Annotated in this window: 26 protein-coding genes; 13 read left to right on the top strand and 13 right to left on the bottom strand. The window is 64.8% G+C overall.

Going from position 1 to position 24,436, the window contains the following annotated elements; translation table 11 throughout:
- Positions 1–57 precede the first annotated feature (57 nt).
- Positions 58–639, top strand: a complete 582-nt coding sequence (locus FCK90_RS00135) for a protein-L-isoaspartate O-methyltransferase family protein (RefSeq protein WP_158032290.1) — start codon at positions 58–60, stop codon at positions 637–639.
- Positions 640–736: 97 nt separating this feature from the next.
- Here FCK90_RS00135 and FCK90_RS00130 read toward each other — a convergent pair whose 3' ends face one another.
- The 4 genes from FCK90_RS00130 to FCK90_RS00115 all read right to left on the bottom strand — a co-directional run bounded on the left by FCK90_RS00130 (position 737) and on the right by FCK90_RS00115 (position 6,249).
- Entirely contained in the window at positions 737–2,539 is a 1,803-nt protein-coding gene (locus FCK90_RS00130) for an FAD-dependent oxidoreductase (protein WP_158032289.1), read from the bottom strand.
- A 193-nt stretch (positions 2,540–2,732) separates the two neighbouring features.
- On the bottom strand, positions 2,733–4,001 hold the full coding sequence (locus FCK90_RS00125) for an SLC13 family permease (protein WP_158032288.1): 1,269 nt from the start codon (positions 3,999–4,001) through the stop codon (positions 2,733–2,735).
- Positions 4,002–4,125: 124 nt separating this feature from the next.
- Positions 4,126–4,884, bottom strand: a complete 759-nt coding sequence (locus tag FCK90_RS00120; RefSeq protein ID WP_158032287.1) for an aminoglycoside 3'-phosphotransferase — start codon at positions 4,882–4,884, stop codon at positions 4,126–4,128.
- Between the two features lie 96 nt (positions 4,885–4,980).
- Positions 4,981–6,249, bottom strand: coding sequence for an SGNH/GDSL hydrolase family protein (locus FCK90_RS00115; RefSeq protein ID WP_158032286.1), 1,269 nt, complete (start codon positions 6,247–6,249; stop codon positions 4,981–4,983).
- Positions 6,250–6,407: 158 nt separating this feature from the next.
- On the opposite strand from FCK90_RS00115, the gene FCK90_RS00110 reads away from it, so the two are divergent.
- The 8 genes from FCK90_RS00110 to FCK90_RS00070 all read left to right on the top strand — a co-directional run bounded on the left by FCK90_RS00110 (position 6,408) and on the right by FCK90_RS00070 (position 11,753).
- Positions 6,408–6,878 carry a DUF3817 domain-containing protein gene (locus tag FCK90_RS00110; protein WP_158032285.1) on the top strand — a complete coding sequence of 157 codons (471 nt, stop codon included), beginning with the start codon at positions 6,408–6,410 and terminating at the stop codon, positions 6,876–6,878.
- A gap of 63 nt (positions 6,879–6,941) precedes the next feature.
- Positions 6,942–7,334 carry a VOC family protein gene (locus tag FCK90_RS00105; RefSeq protein ID WP_158032284.1) on the top strand — a complete coding sequence of 131 codons (393 nt, stop codon included), beginning with the start codon at positions 6,942–6,944 and terminating at the stop codon, positions 7,332–7,334.
- 169 nt (positions 7,335–7,503) lie between these two features.
- Positions 7,504–8,040, top strand: coding sequence for a universal stress protein (locus FCK90_RS00100; RefSeq protein ID WP_158032283.1), 537 nt, complete (start codon positions 7,504–7,506; stop codon positions 8,038–8,040).
- 10 nt (positions 8,041–8,050) lie between these two features.
- Entirely contained in the window at positions 8,051–8,578 is a 528-nt protein-coding gene (locus FCK90_RS00095) for a fluoride efflux transporter FluC (protein ID WP_158032282.1), read from the top strand.
- A 1-nt stretch (position 8,579) separates the two neighbouring features.
- A complete protein-coding gene (gene crcB / locus FCK90_RS00090) occupies positions 8,580–8,957 on the top strand; it encodes a fluoride efflux transporter CrcB (protein ID WP_158032281.1) in 378 nt (125 codons plus the stop codon).
- 260 nt (positions 8,958–9,217) lie between these two features.
- Complete coding sequence (locus FCK90_RS00080) at positions 9,218–10,300, top strand: amidohydrolase family protein (protein WP_158032280.1); 1,083 nt, start codon at positions 9,218–9,220, stop codon at positions 10,298–10,300.
- Positions 10,301–10,320: 20 nt separating this feature from the next.
- The gene (locus FCK90_RS00075; protein WP_158032279.1) at positions 10,321–10,800 is read left to right on the top strand and encodes a hypothetical protein; all 480 of its coding nucleotides are present in this window, start codon (positions 10,321–10,323) and stop codon (positions 10,798–10,800) included.
- Positions 10,801–10,871: 71 nt separating this feature from the next.
- Positions 10,872–11,753, top strand: coding sequence for a helix-turn-helix domain-containing protein (locus FCK90_RS00070; RefSeq protein ID WP_246179851.1), 882 nt, complete (start codon positions 10,872–10,874; stop codon positions 11,751–11,753).
- Here the strand turns inward: FCK90_RS00070 and FCK90_RS00065 are convergent.
- The 7 genes from FCK90_RS00065 to FCK90_RS00035 form a co-directional block, all read right to left on the bottom strand.
- Positions 11,748–12,047 (bottom strand): transcriptional regulator, encoded by a 300-nt coding sequence (locus FCK90_RS00065; protein WP_158032278.1) that lies wholly within the window; start codon positions 12,045–12,047, stop codon positions 11,748–11,750. The genes FCK90_RS00070 and FCK90_RS00065 overlap by 6 nt on opposite strands.
- A complete protein-coding gene (locus FCK90_RS00060; RefSeq protein WP_158032277.1) occupies positions 12,040–12,228 on the bottom strand; it encodes a hypothetical protein in 189 nt (62 codons plus the stop codon). The genes FCK90_RS00065 and FCK90_RS00060 overlap by 8 nt, the downstream gene beginning before the upstream one ends.
- A 143-nt stretch (positions 12,229–12,371) precedes the next feature.
- Positions 12,372–13,256 (bottom strand): prenyltransferase/squalene oxidase repeat-containing protein, encoded by an 885-nt coding sequence (locus tag FCK90_RS00055; protein WP_158032276.1) that lies wholly within the window; start codon positions 13,254–13,256, stop codon positions 12,372–12,374.
- Between the two features lie 37 nt (positions 13,257–13,293).
- A complete protein-coding gene (locus FCK90_RS00050) occupies positions 13,294–13,857 on the bottom strand; it encodes a dihydrofolate reductase family protein (protein ID WP_158032275.1) in 564 nt (187 codons plus the stop codon).
- A 119-nt stretch (positions 13,858–13,976) separates the two neighbouring features.
- Positions 13,977–14,483 (bottom strand): GrpB family protein, encoded by a 507-nt coding sequence (locus FCK90_RS00045; RefSeq protein ID WP_246179850.1) that lies wholly within the window; start codon positions 14,481–14,483, stop codon positions 13,977–13,979.
- Positions 14,484–14,677: 194 nt separating this feature from the next.
- Positions 14,678–15,793 (bottom strand): PDDEXK-like family protein, encoded by a 1,116-nt coding sequence (locus FCK90_RS00040; RefSeq protein ID WP_181954138.1) that lies wholly within the window; start codon positions 15,791–15,793, stop codon positions 14,678–14,680.
- 247 nt (positions 15,794–16,040) lie between these two features.
- Positions 16,041–16,817 (bottom strand): alpha/beta fold hydrolase, encoded by a 777-nt coding sequence (locus tag FCK90_RS00035; RefSeq protein WP_343029883.1) that lies wholly within the window; start codon positions 16,815–16,817, stop codon positions 16,041–16,043.
- A 153-nt stretch (positions 16,818–16,970) separates the two neighbouring features.
- On the opposite strand from FCK90_RS00035, the gene FCK90_RS00030 reads away from it, so the two are divergent.
- Positions 16,971–17,477 (top strand): CGNR zinc finger domain-containing protein, encoded by a 507-nt coding sequence (locus tag FCK90_RS00030; RefSeq protein WP_158032271.1) that lies wholly within the window; start codon positions 16,971–16,973, stop codon positions 17,475–17,477.
- A gap of 9 nt (positions 17,478–17,486) precedes the next feature.
- Here FCK90_RS00030 and FCK90_RS00025 read toward each other — a convergent pair whose 3' ends face one another.
- Entirely contained in the window at positions 17,487–18,500 is a 1,014-nt protein-coding gene (locus tag FCK90_RS00025) for an NADP-dependent oxidoreductase (RefSeq protein ID WP_181954137.1), read from the bottom strand.
- 182 nt (positions 18,501–18,682) lie between these two features.
- Positions 18,683–19,036: a DUF1801 domain-containing protein gene (locus FCK90_RS00020; RefSeq protein WP_158032270.1), complete on the bottom strand. Its 354-nt coding sequence runs from the start codon at positions 19,034–19,036 to the stop codon at positions 18,683–18,685.
- Between the two features lie 481 nt (positions 19,037–19,517).
- Between FCK90_RS00020 and FCK90_RS00015 the strand changes: the two genes are divergently transcribed.
- The 3 genes from FCK90_RS00015 to FCK90_RS00005 form a co-directional block, all read left to right on the top strand.
- On the top strand, positions 19,518–20,132 hold the full coding sequence (locus tag FCK90_RS00015) for a hypothetical protein (protein WP_158032269.1): 615 nt from the start codon (positions 19,518–19,520) through the stop codon (positions 20,130–20,132).
- 1,312 nt (positions 20,133–21,444) lie between these two features.
- Positions 21,445–23,472 (top strand): hypothetical protein, encoded by a 2,028-nt coding sequence (locus FCK90_RS00010; RefSeq protein WP_158032268.1) that lies wholly within the window; start codon positions 21,445–21,447, stop codon positions 23,470–23,472.
- A 680-nt stretch (positions 23,473–24,152) separates the two neighbouring features.
- The coding region (locus tag FCK90_RS00005; protein ID WP_181954136.1) for a transposase at positions 24,153–24,436 on the top strand (284 nt) is incomplete at its 3' end.

The raw sequence follows: 24,436 nt of genomic DNA, 5'->3' as shown, positions 1-24,436 counted from the left end.
GAAGGAACAACACCGAAGGAACAACACCGAGGAACGACAAGGAGAAGAGGAGAAGACATGCCGCCATGGAGGCAGCACGACCCGGTCGCCCGGGCGATGGCGGCCGTCCCCCGGGCCGGCTTCCTGCCGCCGGAGGTACGGCCTCAGGCCTCGGATGACGCCCCACTGCCCATCGGCCATGGGCAGACGAACTCGCAGCCGGCACTGGTCGCGGTCATGCTCCGGCTCCTCGATGTGAAGCCGGGGCAGCGCGTCCTCGACGTCGGGGCGGGCTCCGGGTGGACCACCGCACTGCTCGCCCATCTGGTGGGCTCCGGTGGCCGCGTCATCGGCGTGGAACGGCATGACGGTCTACTGGAGACCGCGCGCGTCGCCGTCGCCGAGCATGCCGGTGCTCAGGCCGAGCTCCGCCTCGCCGCACCCGGTGTGCTCGGGGCTCCCGAGGACGCCCCGTTCGAGCGGATCCTGGTCTCAGCGGGGGCCACCCGGCTCCCCGGCGCACTCGTCGGTCAGCTGGACGACGACGGCGTGATGGTGATCCCCGTCGACGGAACCCTGCTGCGGGTGGTCAGGAGGGCCGGGCGGACCACGACCACCCGGCACGGGCCCGTCGCCTTCGTCCCGCTGATCGAGACGTGATCGAGACGTGACCCGGGCAGGTGCCAGACCTGCCCGGGTACCAATGCGTGTCAGAGGGGTTGGAGGCCTGCTTCCTTCGACTGGTGCCCCGGTGCTCTCAGCGCTGCCTGCCCAGGATCGTTCGCAGCACGCCCTCCAGCACTCCCGCGGGGTCCTCGGCCATGGACGGGCTGCGCCAGGCGATGTGCTTGTCGGGACGCACCAGGATCGCGCCGTCCTCCTCCACTCCGCGCACGCCCTCCCACTCGAAGTACAGATCGGTGAGTTCCTGCCCGGGCCCGATGACCACGGCCCGGACATTCACGCCCAGCGTCCTTCCCGCGGCCTCCGCGGCGTCGGCCCATGCCGTGCCGTTGATGCCGGTGAACACCGTGAACTGGGTGTACGGGGCGGCGTCGTGCGTGGACAGCTTGTGCATGGCATCGCCGACCCATACATGGGGCAGCCGCACGCCGGGATAGGTGGAGGGCTCGTAGTAGAGCTCGGGGTCCCGCACGGGTTCGGGAACGGGTGTGCCGTCTCCGATGACGGCGGAGGATTCATACCGCTGGCCCATCTCCACGCCATGGGCGTTGAACTCGTAGTGCTTGATCTCCATCGCCTTCCGGACGGCCGCCCTCTTGGCCGCCCCCTCGGCGGTGGCGTCCTTGCGGGCCTCCATGGCCGCGGTCATCGTCTGGGCGTCGTCGGCCGGATCGATGCCGAGGGCCTGGATGAGCTGCGCGAACTCGCGGCCCGATTGGTTGGCCCGCTGTACGATCTGCCGGGCGATCGGGGCGCGTTCCACGCTGTAGGTCTCCAGCAGCGATGCGTCCGCCTGGCCCGCCAGCACCGCCGCCAGCTTCCACGCCAGGTTGTAGGAGTCCTGGACCGAGGTGTTGGAGCCCAGCCCGTTCGACGGCGGATGCTTGTGCGTGGCGTCCCCGGCGCAGAAGACCCTCCCGGACTGCATGTGGGTCGCGTACTGCTCGTTGTTGCCCCACAGGGAGATCCCGGTGATCTTCGCGTCCAGGTCGGGCACGCCGGTCAGGTTGCGCACGACCTCGAGCGCGTCCTCCTCCGAGACCTCCGGGGCGCCCTGGGAGATGTCGAAGCCCCACACGATCAGCCACTCGTCCCAGGGCCGGACCATACGCACCAGGCCAGCCCCGATGCCCCCGGTCGAGGAGCCGGGCTGGATCACCCAGTAGAGGATCGACGGCCGGTGGCTGACCAGGTCCGTGAGATCCGCGGTGAAGGTGATGTTCATCGACCCCGCGATGTCCATCTCGCCCTCCAACGGCAGGTCGATGTCCCGGGCGACCTTGGAGCGCGCTCCGTCGGCGCCGATCAGGTACTTCGCGCGGATGGTGTAGCGCTGGTTGGTCAGGCGGTTCAGGACGATGACGGTGACGCCGTCGTCGTCCTGGGTGTGCGAGAGGTACTCGGTGGAGAACTGGGTCTGCGTACCGCGGACCGTAGCGTTCTTGACCAGGATCGGCTCGAGATAGGTCTGGGGGATGTCGCAGTTCCAGGACGGCGAGGACAGCCGGTAGTCCGCGTGCCGCGAGGGGTGGTTACCCCACGCGAGGATGCGTCCGATCTCCTCGCCGGCCAGGGAGTTGCAGAAGACGGTGTCGCCGATCATGTGGTGCGGCGTGGCATCGGCCAGCACCTGCTCCTCGATGCCCTGCTCGCGGAAGATCTCCATGGTCCGCTGATTGGTGAAATGAGCGCGAGGGGTATTCGCCGTCCACCGGTATTTGGTGATCATGATGTTCGGCACGCCCAGCGAGGACAGGAACAGCGCAGCGGAGGCCCCTGCCGGCCCCGATCCGACGATCAGTACGTCGGTCTCGACCACCGATCCGTCCGGTGTCTCGGTTTCGGCCAATCCGTCATGGAATACGACTCCGGTCATGCCTGCTCCTCCACCTATGGCGTGCATGTCTTCGAATGCACGCGGGACGTGACACCAGTATTGGCATACCGGAGGTGACCCCGATCATCGGCTACAGGGCAGGACCGGAATTGTTAAGCGCCTTCTCCGCGAATTCGGGCGAATAGCCGCCGTTGAAGAGCCGGTTATCCGTTGACGGAATTCCAGCTGGAAATCATGAGAGGCCGAAGACCACGCCGCCGGCCCACAGGCCCAGGGAGCACAGCACCAGGCTGAGAGGCACCGTGAGCAGCCCCAGCCGGGTGAACTCCTTGAGCTCGGCCTCATACTCGTGGTCGGCCATGATCCGCCGCCACAGCAGCGTCGCGAGCGACCCGACGTAGGTGAGGTTGGGGCCCACGTTGACGCCGATCAGGACCGCGAGCACCGCCAGCGGGCCCATCGGCGCGGCCAGGGGCAGCAGCACCAGCACGGCGGGCAGGTTGTTGACGACGTTCGCCAGCAGGGCTGCGACGGCGGCCATCCAGAGCAGCTCCGGCCAGCCGGTCCCGTGCGGCAGGACGGCCCTCAGGGCGTCCGTCAGGCCGTGATCGGTCACCCCCTTCACCACGATCGCCAGGGCGAACACGAAGGCCGCGAACCACGGGTTGACCGAGCCGGCGAGATCCTTGACCTGCTGGAACCGGCGGCGTCTGGTGAGCAACCTCTTGCCCGCGAGCACCGCGGCCCCGGCGATGGCGGCCCAGAACGGTTCGAGGTGCAGCGACCCGCTGGCCACGAATCCCGCAAGCGTCGCGGCCACGACGCCGAGTGCGAAGAGGGGCAGGCGCACGGGGCGCGCGGATTCCGGTGGACTCATGGGCACGGAAAGGTCGGCGCGGAAGTACCGCCGGAAGACGGCGTACTCGATGCCGATCGCCAGCAGCCACGGCACGGCCATGACCCCGGCGAAGGTGGTGAAGGACAGTCCCGCGGCACTCATCGCGAGCAGGTTGGTGAGATTGGAGACGGGCAGCAGGAGCGATGCGGAATTCGCCAGATGCGCCGTGGCATAGACATGGGGTTTCGGGCGGACCCCGAGGCGGGAGGCCGTGGCGAACACGACCGGGGTGAGCAGCACGGCCGTGGCGTCGAGGCTCAGGACGGCGGTGACCAGGGCCGCGATCACGAACACCAGGAGGAGCAGGCGTCTCGGCCTTCCGCCGGAGCCCTGCGCGATCAGCTCCCCCAGCGCCCGGAACAGGCCCTCCCGCTGGCACAGATGGGAGAGCGCCAGAATGGCGGCCAGGAAGACCACCGTCGGGGCCATCTCGCGGATCTGCGCGGCCGCCTCGCCCCAGCCGATGACGCCGCACAGGCACAGCAGCAGTGCCGCGGGAACCGCCGCCACGGCCTCGGGGAGACCTTTCGGGCGCCTCACGGCGAACCAGATCACCCCGGCCAGCGCGATGATCGCCAGGGTCGCCTGGACCGCCTCTGCCATTCCCCGGAGATTACACCCGTCCGCCGTTCCCGGAAGGCCCGCCTCCGCCGAAACCGGAGTCCGGTCGCTCGTCAGCGCTGATGGGCGACTGGACTCCGGTTTCGACCCAGAGGGACGGCGGGGATCAGACGATGACGTTCCAGAGACCCCGGTAGAACGCGATGCGCTCCGGATCGGGCTCGATACCGTACGCCTGCCAGAACACGGCCTCGTCGTAGTCGGCGTAGTTCCATTCGAACGACATGCTCAGCACGGCCAGGTCCGCCCATCTGTCGGCCACGCCCAGCCGCGCGAGATCCACGTGCGCCAGGAAGAGGCCGTCGTCGTCGATCAAGGTGTTCGGTGCGCACGGATCGCCGTGGCACACGACGAGCCGGTCGGTGGCCGGAGCCGGCCCGATCTCCGACCGTGGTATCCCCTCGACTCGAAGACGATGTTCGATGCCCCAGTCGAACGGGCAGTCGTCGACCGGCACTGCGTGCAGGCGTCGCAATCCCTTCCCCAGGGCGCGCAGGGCCCGCTCCGGAGCGGACTTCCACACCGGGGCGACGGCGGAACGGCCCGGTAGCGCCCGGGTGATCAGGACCTCCTGGTCCTCATCCGAGGTATACGCGACGATCTCCGGGACCGGGTGGCGCCCTTTCAGCCATCTCAGTCTCCCGGCCTCGTCCGCCAGCGACTCCCCGGATTCCCGCGGGTTCCATTTGACGTAGAAGTCCGCCGGACCGCTGGTCGTTCCGACGACGACGGAGAACGTCAGGCCGCCCGCGGAATTGAGCCACACCGGATGCAACGAGGCACGAGCCAGCCCGCACCTGGCGAGCGCCGTCACCACGCCCCCGGGGACGGCTGTCGACTCGGGCGGTGGTCCGGCTGCGGGCATGCCGGAACGTTATCAGCGGGCCGATGTGCCGAAACCGGAGTCCGGTCGCCCATCAGCTCTGAGGAGCGACCGGACTCCGGTTTCGGCGTCAGGGGATCAGCAGACGGAGTCCAGGTCCACGGCCTCGGCCATCGCCGCGTATCCCTGGTCGTTGGGGTGCAGGTGATCTCCCGGGTCGAAGTCGGGGAGGATCCGCTCCGGGTCGGCCGGGTCGCGCAGCGTGGCATCGAAGTCGACGACGTCGTCGAACTCCCCGGAGTTCCTGATCCAGTCGTTGACCTCCTGGCGGGTCTCCTCCCCCATCTCCGTGGCGTAATCGGCGCCGGTGTACGGGGTGAGGGTCGCACCGACGACTCGCAGGCCGTGGTCCCGGGACCTGTCGATGAACTGCCGGTAGACCCCGATCAGCTCCTCGGCCGGCACCTCCCCGTCGGTCTGCCCGATGTCGTTGATGCCCTCGAGCAGGACGACGGTGTCCACGTTCTGGCGGGCCAGGACATCGGAATCGAAACGGGCCATGGCCGAGACTCCCTCGGGACCGGCGTCTTCGAGCAGGCGGTTGCCGCTGATACCGGAGTTGACCACCCCGCACTGCTCGAGGACGGGACGTTCCAGGAGCCGGTCGGCCACCTGGTCCGGATAGCGCAGGTTGGCGTCCACGGTGGAGGAGTGCCCGTCGGTGATGGAGTCGCCGAAGAAGATCACGGAGCCCTTGGCGGGTGAGGTGACATCCACCCCGCCCAGGAAATAGCGGCCCTCATCCAGCGGGGTGAATTCGTCGGTCCCGGCGGAGGTGCGATCGCCGTCGGCGCGGTACGAGGTGGACATTCCCAGCGGATGGGTGGTGGCAGGCCCTGTCGGACCGGGCAGGTGCATGCTGACGACCAGATCCGAATTCGCCTCGACCGCGAGCGGGACGGGATCGGAGATCCAGTCCGCGCCCGCCGGGATCGTGGTGGAGCCGGAGCCGTTGAAGGTCACCGGGGTGAGCTGGTCGGCTTCGACCTCCGCGGAGGCGTTGCCCGGAGCCACGGTGACCGCACCGACCTCCAGCGGGGTGGTGCCGTAGGCATTGCTGATCCGCAGCCGCAGACTGTCCCCGCCGACCGACAGGTGCACCGACTGCCGCACGGTGGTATCGGTGAAGCCGTCACCGGAGATCGTTCCAGGATCGTCCGCCGGCGTCATGGAGGCGTACCAGCTGCCGAGCCACCTGATGGTGTCCTCGTGCTGTTCCGGCGCTCCACCCGAGCAGCATGCGGACGCGGGTGAGGACTCCGGGACGGAGGCGGCGGCCGGTGGTACTGCACCCGCCGCGAGCACGGTGCTGAGCAAAAGAGCGAATCCAGCTTTGGACTTCTTCATCGACTGTCCCCTTCGTATACCCCGAACATGGCTTTCACTAGGCTCGATGGCAACTGTAACCGAGGTCACAGTCACCCGGGGGTAGGGGCACCACCCGATAAGCTGTCACCTCACCTGGGAACCGTTCACCTCCCCCATCGATGAGCTCAAGGAGTCTCGTGCCGAAGACCCCGCACCTGCTGTTTCGTACCGTGGCAGTCGCCGAGGCCGTGTCCTGGACGCTGCTGATCGGGGGGATGGTCCTGAGAGCCACCGCCGGCCTCGATGTCGCGGTGTCCATCGGCGGAGGAGTCCACGGGTTCGTCTTCCTGGCCTATGTGGCCACGGCATTGCTCGTGGCCAAGAACCAGCGGCTTGGCGGCGGTGCCACCACAGTCGCCCTGATCAGCTCCGTCGTCCCCTATGCCACCATCCCCGCAGATATCTGGCTGACCCGCACGGGGCGGCTCGCCGGAGGCTGGCGCCGCAACGCCACCGGGGATCCGCGCGACCGCCGGTGGCACGACCGGTTGTTCCGTTCCGCGATCAATCGTCCGCTGATCAGCTGCGCGATCGTGGCGGTCGGCGTCGCCGTGGTGTTCCTGGCCCTCCTGAGCCTGGGGCCGCCTCTCGGAGACCACCAGGCCTGACCGTTCCTCAAAGAGCGGCCGCGGGGTATTGGCTGTCGGGTCGACTGGCATACCATCCCTGACATGAGCGCTTCGATTCAGGCGAAGAGATCCGTGATCGCCCTCGACTGCCCCGACGCCGAAGCCCTGGCCGACTTCTACGCACGACTGCTGGGTTGGCGGGTTCACTCCTCGGGCGACTATCCCGACTGGGTGGACGTCCTCCCGCCCGGCGACGGAGACGGCGCCATGGCGATCGCCTGCCAGCAGATCGAGAACTACCGTGCCCCGGACTGGCCGGAGGGCCCCGTCCCTCAGCAGGAGCATCTCGACTTCTACGTCGACTCCATAGCGGACGCCGCACCTCTCGCGGAGGCGGCCGGCGCTACCCGGCACCCGCACCAGCCCAGTGAGGACGGCATGTTCATGGTGTTCCTCGATCCCGTGGGCCATCCGTTCTGCCTCTGCCAGGAGTGAGCGGGCGCATTCCTGCGCACGGACCCCTCGCACATGCGTACCCGCAGTGACATAATCGAGAACAGGCGCTCAAGCGTCACGGCGGTGGGGCTCGCCGTACCCAACCTCGGGATTCCCGACAACAGTCCCTACCTCAACAGCGCACGCGCGCCCGAAGGTAGGAGACTCGATGATTGATTTCCCCAACGGCCATCAGGCCCACCACGGATCCCGGCCCATTCTCGTCGGGGTGGTGCCGGGCCAGCCCGCCGTCGTCGTCGAACAGGCCGCGGTGTTCGCGGAACGGTTCGCCGCGGACCTGGTCTGCGCCTCCGTCGACAGCTCCCGGTACACGGTCGAGCAGCGCCCGGACGGCGCCGCCGTGACCATGCCGATCGACCCAGACCTCGGCGACGAGCAGGTCGCGGCGTTCGACCCCGCTCTGCGGGACTCTCTCGCGCAGATCCTGGAGAAACGGGACGTTCGCTGGTCCGTGAGGGCACTGGCGGGCGGAGTGGCGCCGGAACTCGCCAGGCTGGCGGAGGAGCTGGACGCGGCGATGATCGTCGTCGGCACCCGCGAATCGGGCCTCAGGGAGTCGTTGCGCGAGTTCCTCAACGGCTCCGTGGCCGTGCAGCTGGCCCACCGCCAGCACCGGCCGCTCGTCGTCGTCCCCCTGAATCCGGTCACCACCGAGCATGAGCTGCCCTGGCGGCGGAAGGCGTAGGCGTCACCACATGACTGATCCCACGCCCGCCACAGAGTCCACCGCAGACGACGCGCGGCTACCACGTGACCCCGATCTCGACGCGGAGCAGACATGCAGCGGAACGGCCCGCCCGGTCCACCTGCGCCCGGTCTTCCTGGTACTCGTCTTCATCGGCGGAACCCTGGGCACCGCCGCGCGGGAAGGCCTCAGCCTGGCCTTCCCACCGGTGAACGGGGTTCCCTACGCCATCTTCGGCATCAACGTCGCGGGAGCCTTTCTGCTCGGGTTCCTACTGGACGCCCTGGCACGCCGAGGACCCGACCGCGGCCGCAGACGAGCTCTCAGGCTGCTGCTCGGCACCGGTTTCATGGGCGGTTTCACCACCTACAGCGCGCTGGCGACGGACACCGCCGGCCTCCTCGGCACCGAGGCTCCGGGAGCCGGGATCGGCTATGCCCTCGGCACGGTCCTCGTCGGTGCCATCGCGACGTGGACGGGCATCGCCGTCGCCGCGGCCATCCGCCAACCGGTCGATACCCACGGTGAGGAGCGTTGAGATGACCCTGCCCCTGTTCGTCCTGATCGCCGTTGCCGGAGGAATCGGCGCCACGCTGAGGCTGATGCTGGACGGCGTCATCCGCGCCCGGGTCAAGGAGACCCTCCCGTGGGGGACGATCACCATCAACCTCACCGGCTCCCTGCTACTCGGCCTGCTCACCGGGCTCGCAGCCGCCCAGCTGGTGCCCGAGGCCTGGCATCTGGTGATCGGCACCGGGTTCCTGGGGGGCTACACCACATTCTCCACCGCCAGCTTCGAGACCATCCGCCTGATCCAGGAACGCAAATGGTTCGCGGGTCTGGTCAACGGCCTGGGAACGCTGCTGTCCGCCACTGCGCTCGCGGGACTCGGCCTGTGGGTCGGGACGATGCTGTGACCGGCTCCGGCCCACGGGGCATTCCTTCCCACACCTGTCGTCCGCCTGCTGCGCACAGAGGTCGTTCGCGTACTGAGGCGCAACGGAAGACCGCTGACCGAGGCGAAGCCGCTGCTTGACCGCAGCTGCCACGGGTCCCGGCGAATGCCCTGAAACAACATCATCCTGCGCGGCATAGGTCCTGGGGCACCGGCGGGGGCGGCCGAGGTGTCGACGCGCTGGCAGCATGGGGTGAGGAACAGCGAAACGAAGGAACACCCATGACCGCCACTTTCTTCTCCGATGTCCGGATACTCGAAGGCGACTCGGTCAGCGACCTCGTCGCAGTGACCGTCCGGGACGGCGTCATCACCGAGGTCGGCAAGGAGAGCGAGGCCCCGGCCAGCGCCGAGCTGGTTCGTGGTGAAGGCCGCACTCTGCTTCCGGGACTCATTGACGCCCACATGCATGTCGCCGAGCGGGCCGATCTGGACGCCCTCGCCGCGCACGGGGTGACCACCGGCTTCGACATGGCGTCCTGGCCGACTGAGACGACGGCGGCCCTGCGCACCGAGACCGGCACCGCCAGGATCATCAGCGCAGGGGTGCCCTTCATCGGACCGACGGGGACCCATGCGGGCTTCGGCATGCCGTCCTACGCGATCGTGACCGACCCGAATGAGGCCGCGGACGGTGTCGCCCGGCGCGCCTCGGATGGCTCGGACTTCATCAAGGTCGTCACCGAGCCGGAGGGAGGCGGAGGCCCGTCGCCGGAGGTGGTGGAGGCCGTGATCGCGGCCGCTCATGAAGCGGGACTGCGAGTCGTCACCCACGCCAGCCACATCGACTCGTTCAGGATGTGCGTGGAGCTGGGTGCCGACGTCATCACCCACGTCCCCATGGGAACCCCGGTCGACGACGGCCTCGCTGCCCGTACCCCAGCTGCGATCCCCACCCTCACCGTCGCCGATGCCCTGACGACGGCGATGCCACGGCCGGGCACGAGCTATGAGGCCGCCCGTGAATCCGTCGTCGCCCTGCGCCGGGCGGGAATCACCATCGCGTCGGGTACTGATGCCGTGAACGCTCCGAACGTCCCGTTCAGCATCGCGATCGGCTCCACCCTGCACCACGAACTCGAGCTCCTGGTCGGCGCAGGGCTCTCCCCCTCCGAGGCGCTTCAGGCCGCGACCGCCGTGCCCGCGGAGATGTTCGGACTCGAGGACCGAGGATCCATCACGACGGGCAAACGCGCGGATCTGCTCCTCGTCGACGGCGATCCGACCGTCGACATCACGGCTACCCGCAATATCGAGGGTGTCTGGATCGGCGGCGAGGAGTACGGGACGGGTTGCCCGGCATAGCGGTTGTTACTGTGGTGGTTATGAAGCCCCGGCCGAAGAGGACGCGTGGCGGCCGGAAGCAACTTCGCGAGGCACGCCTGCTCACCCTGGCCTCCGCGCTGTTCGTGGCGGCTGGCGTGTGGCTTCTTGTCGACGGCGATACCGGCTTCGGCCTGGTCACGACCCTCTTCTTCTCGGCCTGTCTCATCGTCGGAATCGCCCTGTGGGCCGCTGAGAGCACCACGCATCGCGGAGGTTCCCGCGGAGGCAGGGCGATGGACAGGTTCTTCGCACTGCTGATGACGGCGGCCGCCCTTCTCATGGGCCTCGGTTCCTTCGCACTCCTGATCACCACGCTCGCCGACCCAGCGCGGATCTACGAGGGGACAGCGTTCCGCTATACGCCCGGCCAGGCACTCATCGCGAGCCTGGTGGGCACAGTGCTGTTCGGCGGCGGTTTCGTGGTGCTGCTGATCCGTGCGCTTCGACGTCGAAAGGACTCGGTCGGCGGCAGAGAGTGACGTGCCGGGCCTCGTGTCGATCGGACCTCCGGGCACCGGGCCGCCTCCAGGCCGGCTGTTATCGTGTGCCCGTGCCTAGGAAGACTGCGGAACGTATGCCCCACCTGCGCGAGCTGGGTGACTTTCTGCGGACCCAGCGCGGAGCCCTGGACCCGGAGACGTTCGATCTCCCCTCCCATGGGGGCCGTCGCAGGGTCACCGGGCTGCGACGTGAAGAGGTCGCGGACATGGTGGCCATCAGCACGGACTACTACACCCGCATCGAGCAGGGCCGGCTGGTCCCCTCCGGTCCGGTCCTGGAGTCCCTGATCGGGGTGCTGCGGCTGGACGAGGACCAGGCCGACTATGTCTTGAGCCTGGTCGACCATGCGGCTCAGGTGCAGATGGCGCCGCATGTGACCGCCTCACGGGCACGCGGGGAAAAACTCAGGGTGCGCCCCCAGCTGCAGACTCTGCTTGACCAGTTCACCGAGAGCCCGGCCATGGTGCTGGGGCCCCGCATGGAGGTTCTGGCGTGGAATGCCCTGGCAGAGCTGGTCTACGCACCTTTCAGTCAGCTGCCCAAGAACGAGCTCAACTACGTCCGGCTGATCTTCACCGACCCCAGGATGCGGGAGCTCTTCGCCGACTGGGCCTCGGTGGCTCGCTCCTGCGTGGCGATCCTGCGCCGTGAGGCAGCGGCCAATCCCGCGGATCCCGAGCTGGCCGCCCTGGTGGGCGAGCTGACGATCGCCGACCGGGACTTCGGCAGGTGGTGGGCGGCGCGCAACGTCGCGCGTCAGGACTTCGGGACCAAGACGATGCGCCACCCGGAAGCCGGCGAGCTGGTGCTCCACTGGGAGATGTTCCGCTATGCGAGCGCGCCGGAACAGCAGCTGGTGGTCAATGTGGTCGAGAACGGGTCCGAGACCCAGAAGCGGCTCTTACGGCTGCGGGAGCTGGCGGTGTCATGAGCCGGCGATCTCCTGCAGGGCCCGCACATGAGCGTCGAACGCCGCCCGCCCGTCCCTGGTCAGGGACAGCCAGGTCACACGCCGCGCGTCGCCGCGGCCGGCCGCCGCGGCTTTGCTCGAGGAGACATAACCCGCGGCGGTGAGCGTCTTGACGTGCTTGGACAGGGTGGCGTCCGAGACGCCCAGGGAATCCCTCACCAGTGCGAAGTCGAGGCCGTCGGCCTGCCGCAGGAGCCCGCAGATGCGGAGCCGCAGAGGGGCGTGGATGGTCTCGTCGAAACGCGCCTCACCCACGGCGCAGGTTTTCCACGGCGGACCGGCAGGCGGCGCCGGCGAGCCACGTGGTGATCCCGAACGCCGCCATCAGCGCCCACGGGACCTGGACCCGTTGCGCTAAGCGCTGACTGTCGGTGGCCAGCGCGCCCAGCGCCTGGGTGGCTTCGTCATGTGAAGCGTCGCCATAGTTATTTTCCATACCGGAAAGTCTATGGAAGTCTTTCCATCATGGCAAGTGACCTGACGACGGCGCCCCTCGCACCGGGCTCTCCGGCACGAGGGGCGCCGGGTGCCGACTTCCCTGGTCCGCTCCGATCGCCCCGGATTGTCACGGCCTCACGCCTACAGGCGGCCGTTCAGCAGGAGGGAAGCGACGGCGTTGGCGGTCGTGTAACCCCGCCATTCCAGAGCCGCGGCTTCGGAGTAGCTGGTGAAGTCAACCGGCCACCCGCCGTCGGGCAGCTGGGCGGATTCGAGCCGGTCCAGTCCGTCGTCGATGGCTCGGGGATCGAGGAGCTCGAAGAGCGGCAGCCCCGGCTCGGAGGACACGTGGACGGTCTCCCCCGGCGCCCCTCCGACGACGGGGAGCGCGCCGTCGCTGGGGACGAACTGCATGAGGTGCTCCAGCAGCTCCTGCGCCTCGGGATCCGTTCCGGCCGTGATGTCGAGGAGCTGGAGCGAGAACGACAGCACGTAGGCGAACGGCGGCTCCTCGATACGGCGTATCTGCTCGAAGCAGTAGCCGGTCGCTCTGTCCAGCCACGGATGCGACCGGATCGTGTCGTCCCATCGCGCGGCCCGATGCGCCTGCGCCGCCACCGCCGCCGTGATCTGCAGCGACGACTCCGTGGGATCGGCCTCGGCCCAGAACGGCGCACAGGCGGCCGGCTCCGCCATCGGAAGGGCGAAGGGCAGCCCGCCGTCGTCGAGCGAGACCTCCGCAAGCCACTCCAGGAGCCCGACGGCGTGAGGCGAGGTTCGCGGCCCCGCGGCGGCGAGCGCCTCGAAGGCATGCAGAGCCGCAGCCGGCTGGCTCTCGGGAGCCCTGAGGTCCGGCTCGAGCCCCCAGCCGTAGCCGCCGTCGGCGTTCCGGTAGGCCTCGAGCCCGCCGGCGATCGCCTGCCGGGCGATATCGCTGTCCTGGAGGGTGGCCTCGAACCGCCTCCGGTCAAGCACACGTGCGTGCGCGGTCATGAAGGCTCGTGCCTGCTCGATGTCGATACTCATACGACGATCCTCGCTTACGACCCTCGGGGGCTTCCGCTCAGCGGGCCTGGTAGTGGAGATAGGCGGTGCCGTTGCCGAAGACGCGGTGGTCGGCGAGGCTCAAGTCGAGGTCCGCATCGTCAGGTAGGGCACGCAAACCGCCGCCCACGACTTTCGGGACGATGAAGAACCGGAAGTCCTTCACCATGCCGGCGCGGATCGCCGCACTCGCCGTCGTCGGCCCGAAGATCTCGACCTCACCGGAGGCTTCCTCCACGATCCGCTCCAGGTCGTCCAGCCCGAGATCGGCGACCAGCCGGACCCGGTCCGAGGTGAGATCCTCTTGTGTCAGCGTCGACGACGCCACGATGTGCGTCAGGTTCTGCCAACGCCTGGCGAACTCCCGCTCGAGCGGGCCCCAGGGGTCGTCCTCCGGCTCGGACTCCCAGTAGCTCATGAGCCGGTAGGTGTTGCGCCCCAGGACCTCGGTCGAGACCGCAGCCATACGGTCGATATGGAACTGGAACACCTCCTCATCCGGGGCGCTCCACTGGAAATCGCCGCTTGCATCGGCGACGTATCCGTCGACCGACATAGCCGTGGTGTAACTGAGAGTTCCCATGCGCCATTATGGCCCCGGCGCAACGGGTATCGAGCCTTTCGGCGTGGGATTGCCACGTGACGCCTCTGACCGTTCGGCCTGGATCTGCTGTGCTTAGGCTTGCTCGCCTGTACTGCGAATCAGGTCAGGCCGGCCGATGCGAAGGCCCTGGCGTATATCTCCCGGATCACTTCCTGCTTACGCCGGTTGTAGTCCATCACCGTCTCGCCGCGGACGTGCGATTCCTCGGACGCCGTCTTCTTGGCTGCGGCATACAGGGACCGATCGTGGCCGTCGCGCCTCAGATGGTCCCGGAAGATGCGGTGCTTCCAGGGCTCGGCAGCATTCGGGCCGAAGACGTGAACGTTCGCTCTGGGGTTGTCGTGCTCGAGCATCCGGTGCTCGTGCCACCACGGTTCCCGCACGGTGAGCACGAAGCCGGCCTGCTCGAGAGCGGGCAGCCACTCCCCCTCGGCGGCGGGATCGGCGACGATGAGATCGATGTCGATCACCGGTTTGGCGTCAAGACCCGGCACCGACGTTGAGCCGACGTGGATGATGTCGAGAGCCCTCCCGGCAAGGTGCGATCGCAGGCTGTTCGCAAGAGCGTCGAACACCGAAGGCCAGGACGGGTCCGCGGCTACCACGTCGATGCGACTCGTCGATGGAGGGACGACCCAGGGTGATACTCCAACCGGAGGGGCCTCGTCATCAAACGTGACGATCTCGGGGATGGTCACCACGTCCCGACCTCTTCCTGTTTTCCGATCTCAACGGAAATCACCGTCCGCGCTTCTTTGACGAGCCTACGGCGTGCTGTCTGCCGATGTCGCTGTTGAGTTCACCCCCTGAGGCACGGGTTGAGAAGCCCGATGATCTCGTCATGAAGACGTCGGTCGCTGGAGTCGAGGCCATCGAGCACTTCCTCGAGAGTCACTGTCGTCTGACGGATCATCAAGGCATCGACATGGGTAATGAAGACATGCGAGTAGTCTGCGACTTCTGGATCGACCGTGCTCCTCCAGGCTGGAGTCCGTTCATTGGCGAACCATGCCGTAGGACCGAACTTGAGCTGAATATGAGATCCACCGGAGTCGGCTGTGGTTCCAGCAATATCGAAGTTGATGGTCCACTGGTAGATCCCGGCGTAGGTTGCACTGACCTTGCGGATGCAGTCGTCACCAAGGGTGTCCCTGAGCTGATCGACCAGGGGGCCATCGACGAAGGTCCGAAGGCGGCTCTTGACCCGCTGCAGAAGCTCACGTCCTTCTACATACCGCTCCCGCGCTTGCACAGCCAGGTCACTGGCAAACTGCTCTGCCGCCTCGTCCTGCCTGCGTATCCGATATCTCTCGGCTTCTCCGGTATCGCACATGGCTGTCATGAAGCGGAGCAATTCTCGATCTCCCACAAGCCCTCTTTCGCTCACGAACTTCCGATGCATCTGGTTGATGAAGGAGTACGAGTCCGGGTTCGTCTGTTGATAGTGCACGTCGGCATCTAGCACGTCGTGCAGTCGGTCGATCAATCTGCTGTACGTCACGACCCGTGCATTCTCCCATCCATGGGATTGCCGGGATCGGTCCTCTTCCCGGCACAGCAGGACCACGGCACCCCGTCTGCCATCACGTCTGCTGAACTCCAGATAGCGCTCATAACCATGGCCATGGCCATCCGACGTGAAGTAGTTCTCGACGACGAGCGATGCGTAGTCGGTCTCGAGCACCAGGTCTGCGATGTCATCCCTGCCGATCACCGTGGCAGTATTCACCTCTTGCCGCACCCTGTAATTCCCATGCGGGAACGGGGCGAGATCTGCACTCGCGACGTTCACCTCATCGATGAAGATCCGCAGGAAACGGTCGTGCAGATCATGGGATCCACCGATATCAAGCAACCATCCGAAAACATTGGAGAGTTGCTTCTCATGAGTTCCGTGATGCATGACATCGAACACGTTGAATCCTGGGTCTAGTGACCTACCAAGAATCGGCAGGAGTTCAGTAGCCAAGTCACCAGCCAATGCCACCCCTCCTCGCTTCCCCGGATATAAGCGCGCACCGCGCCGCAGACAAGACCTCATCTAGCTCTTCATGGTTGAGGCCTCGAGGGAGGCTAATTCACCCGAGGCCGCAACACCATCTTCATCGGCAACCAGACCGACCCCTCTGGGGCGCGGTGCACCGTCGCGCGCCGCACGTGAGTCAGAAGGAGGCTCTCCAGTCTCGGATGGCGCTCACCACATCGTCGAGGTTCGACTCAAGGAGGAAATGCCCTCCGTCGATGAGTTCGATCCGGGCATCAGGGGAATCTCTGCGGAACGCTTCGGCCCCCGCCGGGCCGAAGATCTCGTCATTGCGCCCCCAGATGGCGAGGACCGGCACCTGCGAGCTGCGCAACCACTCATGGACCTGTGGGTAGAGCTCGCGGTTGGTGCGGTAGTCGGCGAAGAGCGCGAGCTGAACGCGATCATTGCCCGGCCGGGCGAGAAGCGCGAGGTCGTGTTCCCAGGCATCAGGATCGACCCTCGACGGCTCCGGGACGCCGTGGAGGTACTGCCACTGGACCGCCTCCCTCTCCAGGGCAGGCCGGAGGGCCGCCTCGTTCTCCGGCGAGTTGTTCTCGCCGTAGGCCCAGATGGGCTCCCAGAACTCGGGCACGAATCCTTCCTCGTAGGCGTTGCCGTTCTGCGAGATCACTCCCTCGACCGCATCCGGGGTGCCGAGGGCCAGACGCCATGCGATGGGGGCGCCGTAGTCCTGGGTGTAGACGGTGTACTTCTCCACTCCGACGGCCTCAAGGAACCCGCGCGTGACACGAGCCAGCGCGTCGAAGGTGTACTCGAACTCATCCACGGACGGAGCGGAGGAGCGCCCGAAGCCGATGTGATCGGGGGCGATCACGCGGTACCGATCCGCGAGCGCGGGGATGAGGTGACGGAACATGTGCGAGCTGGTCGGATATCCGTGGAGCAACAGCATCACCGGCCCGTCCTTCGGCCCTGCTTCTCGATAGAAGACCTCCCAGCCGTCGACTGCGACCGTCCTGTGGTGGACCACGACCATGACTAACCTTCTAATGGTGATTTACCGGTTGGCCCGACGATAGCATGAAGGGACGAAAGGGGTTCGAACGTGGTCGACGACGAAGAACTGCTGCTTGCCGTGCTCAACACCGCCCCCATGCACGAGGGAGCGGTATCAGAGCATCTCGACGCCGCCCAGGGCGCGGCTCTGGCGCGCCAGCATGGCGGCACCGGTAGCGACGAGGAGCTGCTCCAGCTGCGGACGGTGCGGGACGCGATCCAGGACCTGGTCCACGGCCGCGAGGGCGCCGTCGACTCGCTGCAGGCGGTCATGGACGAGGTGAGCATGAGGCCGACGGTCACGGCCCAAGGGGTCCGGTGGGACCTCGACGCGCCGGACGATCTGGTGCTCGCCGCCCGTGTCACGCACGCCTGGTCGGAGGTCAACGAACGCATGCCCGGCCGGCTCAAGGCGTGCGCGAACGAGGAGTGCAACCTCTATCTCCTCGACCGCACGCGCCCCGGGACCGCGAAGTGGTGTTCCATGGCGACCTGCGGCAACCGCATGAAAGCACGTGCGCATGCAGCCCGCGCCCGTGCCTCCGCGCAGTCCTGAGTCATCCCGTCACGCGACGTCCAGGACGAGCTTGCCCCGGATGTGCCCTTGGGCCGCCCGCTCGTGCGCCTGACGCGCCTCCTGCAGCGAATAGACCGAGTCCACGTGGATGCGGATGGTGCCGTCATCGAGAAGCTCGGCGATCTGGGCGAGCTGCGCGCCGTTGGCCCGCACCTGCGTCGCAGAGGTGGTCACGTCATACCGTCGCTTCTCCTCGTCGCTGAACTCGGCGAGATACGCCCAGAACAGCGCTCCGCCGTCCTTGATGGTCGGCAAGAAGGACGCGCTGCGGGATCCACCGACCGTGTCCATCACCAGATCGAGCCCACGCACGGCCTCCGCCGGGTCGGTCGTGGTGTAGTCGATGAATGCGTCCGTCCCGAGTCCTCGGAGGAACTCCTCGTGCCCGCCGGAGGCGACAGCCGTGACATGCGCTCCCTTCCACGCAGCCAACTGCATCGCGATATGACCGACACCGCCTGCCGCGCCGTTCACCAGCACGCGGCTGTCGCCGTCGAGCGGAACCGGCCGGTGAGGGGCATCCTGGAACGGGGAGCCCAGGTCGTGGCCCACATCGATGAGGAACTGCCACGCGGTAAGAGCCGACATCCCGGCGGCCGCAGCCTCGCGATGGCTCACTCCCGCAGGTTTGCGTGCGATATCGGACACCGGCGCAGCCACGTACTCGGCATAGCCCCCGGCCTGCATAGTGGTGGGGAACCGAAGCATGCCGAAGACCTCATCGCCGACGTCGAACCCATCGACTTCCGGACCGAGAGCATCGACGACGCCTGAGACATCCGTCCCGAGGATCAACGGGAAATCGATATCACCCATCATCTCCCGCGGCAGCCCGGGCATGCCTTCTCTCATATACCAATCCGGCGGATTGACACCGGCAGCGATCACTCGGACGAGCACCTCCCCCGGCCCCGGAGTCGGCTTCGGCACCTCCAGGACCTCGATCACCTCGGGACCCCCGAACCCTCGAATAGCGGCGGCCCGCATCGTCTCACTGCCCATGACCCAACTCCTATCGATCACTGAATGGAGAGACGCGTCCCTGCGAGACATTGCCCGCAGGGACGCTGTACCGTCATCTTCCCCATCCGTGGGGCTCGCTCCAAGCCGTTCTCCGCTGCGAATTCTCAGCGCTCATCGCATCGGCGGATGCGAATACCAGTGAGTGCCCGACCGCGGAGTGCTCAGGAGACCACTGATCGGATGATCTCGGCGATACGCCTCTCGGTGTCCTCGTCCAGGGTCTCGAAATACCATGCAGCGGGCATGAGCCCGCCGTCCGCGCCACCAGCGGGCCGGAAGGTGGCCTTCTCGGTGATCGAGAGGTTCAGGCGTTCGTCGTTGCGCAACGTCACCAGTGCCGGTGTGCTCGCCGACGCCGCGTAAGCGGGCATTCCGTACCAGATCCGCGGCTTCAGGGTGGGCGCCGCAGCCAGGATGACGTCGTGCACGCGTCGCACGACCGATCGTCGCGGTTCGTCCATCTTCGAGATCTTGTCGATCGCCTGGGTGAGGTTTTTCTCGTCCTTCGACTGCATGTCATGTCCTTTCGTCAACCGACGCCGGGCATCGGCAGCATGAAGTCGGCGCATCCGTACGCCGCACCCCATCCGGACATGTCCTGAACTGCTCAGGCCTCTCCGCGATGATTCACGTGGTCTTCACGTGGAAGTGCCATCAGTGGTTCAAACCACCACGGCCAGAGTACCCGGCAGGCTCCGGATGGCCTCTGAGTTATCGGGACTCCATGAGATGTTGAGGCGGGACTCGACCGCGTTCCGGCACAGAACAAACTCTGTGCTGAGGGTCGATGCCTCTCATGCTTTGCCGGACGCGAGAGGCCACCGGCCTCTCTCGTCCGTGTCGAACGACGCCGGAGCCGCACATTTTCGTCCACGCAGGAACTCGCCCAGAAGTCCAAGGGCGGCATGCTCACCGGGCCGAGGTCGGTGCGCTATCTGCGAAGACGACTGACACGGCTTGCTGTTCTCCGACAAGTGGTTGGGCAACAATGTGTGAATGAGCCCAGAGACCGTTATCGCCACCCTGTCCGTGATCACCACTGCAGGTGTAGCAGGGGCTGGCTTCTTACTCGAGCGACGCTGGCGGAAGTCCGACCAACGCCGGCAGGCCCTCCATCAATCGACTGAGGCAAGGGGGACAGTCGTCGCCATGCTCAGCGATCTGACATCGGGGGAAGTCGAGGAGGCCCGCCATCTCGTAGGCACCCTGCGCTACGGGTCATCCGTCGGGCATGAACCAACGGAGCAGGATGTGACGCGAGCGTGCTACCGACTAATCTGGGCCATCGAGCGCACCGGGGCCGCGACCCTCGCCATCGAAGGCCTTGACATAGCGGTAGTGAAGGACGCAAGGACAACGCAGCTTCAGTGGCACCTTGCCGAGATCATCCGCAACGCTGAACTCTTATCCGCAGCCTTGGCAATCGACGACGACATGGCTGCGGCGCGCCGAGAGGAAATCGTGGCCCAGTTCGAGTCCTGGGGAAACGGCAAGTCCAAAAAACTGCAGCCCAATGTGGACAGTGACGACTTTCGTAATGACCTCGTGAAGCTGAAGACGAGGCTTTCGGTTCTCGGAATTCCGGTCAGGTGGGACAACGCCCGGCCTTGAGGCGGAGGGAGGAGATGAGGCTCAAGGATGCAGTGGTGATCGTCCTGGGGACATTGTCCGGAATCGCGACAACCATGGCGTACGCTGCGTCGGCAACGTTTTTCCAAAGAACTCAACCACCCAAGACGAAATGATCGCCTTCATTGACAGATACCGCGATCGCCTCGGGGCCGCGCCCATCTTCACGCCTTCGGTGCGACAGACCGTGGGTATATTGCCTCTCGTGGCTACCATGCCACGAGAGGACGCCCGGCCTCGGCTCGAACCATCCGTGACAAAGTGCCAATCAGGTAGACACGACGGACCCATGCCGAGAACTAGGCGTCTACGGGTATCGAAAGACGCATCATGCGATGCGCCGCGCTGGATGAGACATCGGCCGCAATCAGAGCCCCAGGTTGATGAGGGCTGCTGATCCCAGCGGGATACGCCGCGGCCGAAAAGTACCACGACGACTCCTGCTGTTGGACCCGATCTTCGTCCCGATCTCGTCTAGCGAGGCTGCACCGCTGCCAGACTGAATCATATATGGGTCTCGGAAATCACATACGCCCTGATCCCGACTAGGTTCTGTTACACCGCACTCATCACGGACGTCTACACCTGACAGATCGCCGGCTGGACGCCCAGGTGCAGCCTCCACACCGAGGCACTGCCCTTGCCACTCTCGGGCAGGCTCTTCATCCTGTCCCGGCAAGAGCCTCGGCTGGCACACTCCCGCCGAAATCTTCAAAGAGCAGTTACGCTCACAACAACACTCCGGTGTTGTAAAGGTCGACTGAACCCAGCAAATACGTCTCGCTGGCCAACTCCGACATACTGATCATCTCCCGCGTCTGGCCACAGTCTTAACAGCTACGACAACTCCCCATCCGAGACGTTCAATGGTCTCTACAAAGCCAAACTCACCCATCGACTCCGCATCGACCCTTGATAACTGTGGTCGAGATCTCCACCCTAAATTAGGTTAAATAATAGAAAACAAAACGTCTCCATGAAGCTCTGGATCACCGCGCTGCCACCCGAGGTCGAACCCCGTCTTACACAGACACCACGACGGCCATACCAGCAACTGTTAATCCACGAAACGAAACTCAGGGCGCTTTTGTGAGTGAACTGTAACTCAACCTACGCTGTGCAACCGAGGACTGCGACGACTGCACTCATCCGGCGCCCATGTGACACCACTCGCCGGGACCGTTCAGCAACTAACACCGACGACGGGAGCCGCAAGCTAATGTATCATGCCTAGACTCATTTTCACCTCGCATATACCATGGCTGTTAGATTACAATCCAGTTTAGGACTATGCATGGAGGTAGTTGATATGGCTAGTGCACCGCAGATCGCTCCTGGCCCCCCGGCAGCCGAGACGCTCCTACCTCGCTTGTCACACCGGGATTACCAGTCATTTTGGACAACCGAAGAGCCTATCGGCTGGATGGATCGCGTCATTGATCAGGCGGCGACCTGGCTGCGCGATCGCCTTGACCTGGATTTCGACCTCTCGGTCGACGACGATGTCTCCAGTCCTGATCGGTCCAAGCGCGCGCAGACTCTACACCGAGTCGCTGGCCGCGACCACGGCATGCGCCTCCGCGCATGGAACACCAACAATGGAGTAACCTTCATCGTGACAATCCTTGCCGTGGAAACACCGCGGGGTGGATGGTTGCAGATTACGGTAACATGCAATGATTCGCGAAAAATCGTGAAAAAGCCTGCTTTTGCGAACCTTTTTCTCGAAGTCGTAGATTTCGATGACGTAGCGCCTCTGAGACCGGAAGCCTCATACACATCCGCCAGCGACCTAGACTCTATTGAATCCCTGATCGATGCCCCGAACCGCCGGCTTCCTGTTATTATCGCAGCTCCGATAAACGGTGCATCTTTCGATCGCTGGAACACCTACGTGAACAAGTGGACTAAACAGACTGTCGGCATTGCCCATGTTGTCTCGCTGGACCCACTCGCCGCAGATGAATTCAAATCTCGACATGGCGACCGTGCCGTTCAATCTGGCACGCTTCGCACCTACCCCCCAGGCATCGATATATCCGACCCGGTGACCGGGAAGACAGCACGCTGGCTCGGCCACCAATCATTGGCCGGTAACGACAAAGATATCGAGCAGACGATCGAGAGTTTTGTTCGCCAGCACGCTGCCGCACAACCGTTACCGCTTCCATCTACCACGAAGGAATGGTCACGCGCATTCACTCGAATAGCCAACGGTAAACTCCGTGAATCCGTCGCCCCCGCAATTTCCTCTTTAAATAGCATCCGAGAACAACACGCCAACAGGCAACGCGACCCCGCCACGGAGAAGCACTCAACAGTCGACCCGTACGAATCGGACTCGCCTGACAGGCTTCCTCTACCCCCCAGAACTGACCCATCGACGCCTCACAAAGATTCCACATCTGAGATATCCCTACTGCAAGGAAAACTTGCTGATTCCCAAACCGCCCTGAGCATGGCGGAGCATAAACTTAGGGTTGTACGGGAGACGCTTATGCTCGACGACCTAAGCAAAAATTCCCTCCTCGAACTCGTGGATGCCGCTACTCGGACCATCCCGGACCAGAACGCAATCGACACCCTCCTCGACACCACAGATTCCCTCCAGGCGCGTATAGAGAGTCTGGAAGACGATGCGCTCAACGAAGAGATTCAAAAGGTCGACGCGCGTCATGAGCTAGGTCGGCTTGAGGCCTTGTACTCTCGAGCGACACGAGAAATCACTTATCTTCGGTCGAAAGTCGCAGAAACAGATCCTGAGGCTGCATATTCTTTCACCGACCAAGACGCTCCAGAAAACCCTCTCGGGGAATGCCCGGTGACTTGGGAGCAACTGGTCGCCTGCAAAGACCTCCTCCAACACCAGATTGTCATTACAGCGAACACAAAGAGGCTCAGAGAACTTGCGAGCATGGACGTCGACGGTTCGGCGCTGAGTGCAGCATGGGAGGCCTTCGGAACGCTGGCCTCGTATCGAGAAGCAATACTCGCAGGCAACTGGGAGAGCGACATCCATGAGTTTTGTGAATCTGGCCCATTGGGCAATTATCGTGTTCCGCCCAACAAACACTCCCGAGGAGAGACGGGGGCTACCAAGCAGGATAGTCGCTGCAAGAAGGCGAGACTTCTACCTGTGCCAACCACTGTAGACAAAAGCGGCGCGGTTTACATGTGGGCACACTTCAAACCCTATAGCTGGACCGCTGAGAGAAAGCTACGCATTCACTACCACGATCAGGTCACAAGCGATGGCAGCATCTACGTGGGACACATCGGCGAACATCTTCCCTCTGCATCCACAACGAAAATTCACCGATAAAATATGATTTCGTAAGAAAGCGCGATTCACTAGTGCCAGGAAAGCGTCTGAGGTTAAAAACATGCGGTTCCTCACCACCAACACGACGGCCAGACCCAATGAGAAGTATGTACTCCGTGCCGGAAAACCATAGTTTCCAACTACTGAGAATCCTTTACATCAGGGATCATCAAGTTTCGCCATCGCACAAGGTTTTCATAGAGGCGAAGCCGATTGTTCTGGATCGCCGTGCCACATCCTACCTACGTTCGAAATGCGTCTGGAAGTAAGTGCGAGTAGAGATGCAAATTTATGTTTTCTATCCAATCCGCAGTGAGTGGAAGTTGGGATGACTTGCGATGATATAGCAGATGTATAACACATCTACCATTTGTGTGAATTACCTACTTTACAATGCTTCTCCGGTGGCAAATCACATAAAATATTGTGGTCAACGACCGCTTGAGAAATAGCAAAAAGTCAACAAACCGGCTCTTCTCAGACCAGAGTGTAGTGGGTTGAGGGCGTTGCTGGCCAGGTAGGGGCCGACGTCTCCCGGAGGGTGGAAGTTCTTCACGCGAACCATCTCGAATGACCTCCAGATGCTCCAACCTACGTTCGAGACCCCTGACCTGACTACGTACTGCTGAATCGGCCCAGGTTTGATGCCGCTGCTGTTTGAGTCCGGAAGGATGGACAGCATGCCGAAGAAGATCGATCCCCAGCTGCGCGCGAGGTGCGTGCGGCTCGTGCGAGAGCACCAGCAGGAGTACCCCACTCTGACCGCCGCAGTCTCCGCGGTCGCTCGGCAGGAAGGTGTCTCGCGGGAGTCCGTGCGGCGCTGGCTGGCGCAGGCTGAGGTCGATGACGGAACCCGCCCTGGCATCACGAGCGAAGAGTCTGCCGAGGTCAAGCGACTGAAGGCCGAGAACAAGCGGCTGCGCGAGGACAACGAGATGGCGGATTCAAGCGGTCAGCGCAACAT

This window comes from Kocuria coralli, from assembly GCF_008831305.1.
GTDB lineage: Bacteria > Actinomycetota > Actinomycetes > Actinomycetales > Micrococcaceae > Kocuria > Kocuria coralli.
Note: the sequence above shows the minus strand (reverse complement) of the source record. Positions and strands in the feature narration are given on the sequence as shown.

Excerpts from the sequence above, each read along its gene's own strand:
- FCK90_RS00135 (WP_158032290.1), top strand. The coding sequence starts at position 58 with ATGCCGCCATGGAGGCAGCACGACCCGGTCGCCCGGGCGATGGCGGCC.
- FCK90_RS00115 (WP_158032286.1), bottom strand. The coding sequence starts at position 6,249 with ATGAAGAAGTCCAAAGCTGGATTCGCTCTTTTGCTCAGCACCGTGCTC.
- FCK90_RS00080 (WP_158032280.1), top strand. The coding sequence starts at position 9,218 with ATGACCGCCACTTTCTTCTCCGATGTCCGGATACTCGAAGGCGACTCG.
- FCK90_RS00010 (WP_158032268.1), top strand. The coding sequence starts at position 21,445 with ATGGAGGTAGTTGATATGGCTAGTGCACCGCAGATCGCTCCTGGCCCC.
- crcB (WP_158032281.1), top strand. The coding sequence starts at position 8,580 with ATGACCCTGCCCCTGTTCGTCCTGATCGCCGTTGCCGGAGGAATCGGC.
- FCK90_RS00130 (WP_158032289.1), bottom strand. The coding sequence starts at position 2,539 with ATGACCGGAGTCGTATTCCATGACGGATTGGCCGAAACCGAGACACCG.
- FCK90_RS00095 (WP_158032282.1), top strand. The coding sequence starts at position 8,051 with ATGACTGATCCCACGCCCGCCACAGAGTCCACCGCAGACGACGCGCGG.
- FCK90_RS00105 (WP_158032284.1), top strand. The coding sequence starts at position 6,942 with ATGAGCGCTTCGATTCAGGCGAAGAGATCCGTGATCGCCCTCGACTGC.
- FCK90_RS00125 (WP_158032288.1), bottom strand. The coding sequence starts at position 4,001 with ATGGCAGAGGCGGTCCAGGCGACCCTGGCGATCATCGCGCTGGCCGGG.
- FCK90_RS00075 (WP_158032279.1), top strand. The coding sequence starts at position 10,321 with ATGAAGCCCCGGCCGAAGAGGACGCGTGGCGGCCGGAAGCAACTTCGC.
- FCK90_RS00015 (WP_158032269.1), top strand. The coding sequence starts at position 19,518 with ATGAGCCCAGAGACCGTTATCGCCACCCTGTCCGTGATCACCACTGCA.
- FCK90_RS00035 (WP_343029883.1), bottom strand. The coding sequence starts at position 16,817 with ATGCTGTTGCTCCACGGATATCCGACCAGCTCGCACATGTTCCGTCAC.
- FCK90_RS00060 (WP_158032277.1), bottom strand. The coding sequence starts at position 12,228 with ATGGAAAATAACTATGGCGACGCTTCACATGACGAAGCCACCCAGGCG.
- FCK90_RS00100 (WP_158032283.1), top strand. The coding sequence starts at position 7,504 with ATGATTGATTTCCCCAACGGCCATCAGGCCCACCACGGATCCCGGCCC.
- FCK90_RS00025 (WP_181954137.1), bottom strand. The coding sequence starts at position 18,500 with ATGGGCAGTGAGACGATGCGGGCCGCCGCTATTCGAGGGTTCGGGGGT.
- FCK90_RS00055 (WP_158032276.1), bottom strand. The coding sequence starts at position 13,256 with ATGAGTATCGACATCGAGCAGGCACGAGCCTTCATGACCGCGCACGCA.
- FCK90_RS00120 (WP_158032287.1), bottom strand. The coding sequence starts at position 4,884 with ATGCCCGCAGCCGGACCACCGCCCGAGTCGACAGCCGTCCCCGGGGGC.
- FCK90_RS00020 (WP_158032270.1), bottom strand. The coding sequence starts at position 19,036 with ATGCAGTCGAAGGACGAGAAAAACCTCACCCAGGCGATCGACAAGATC.
- FCK90_RS00050 (WP_158032275.1), bottom strand. The coding sequence starts at position 13,857 with ATGGGAACTCTCAGTTACACCACGGCTATGTCGGTCGACGGATACGTC.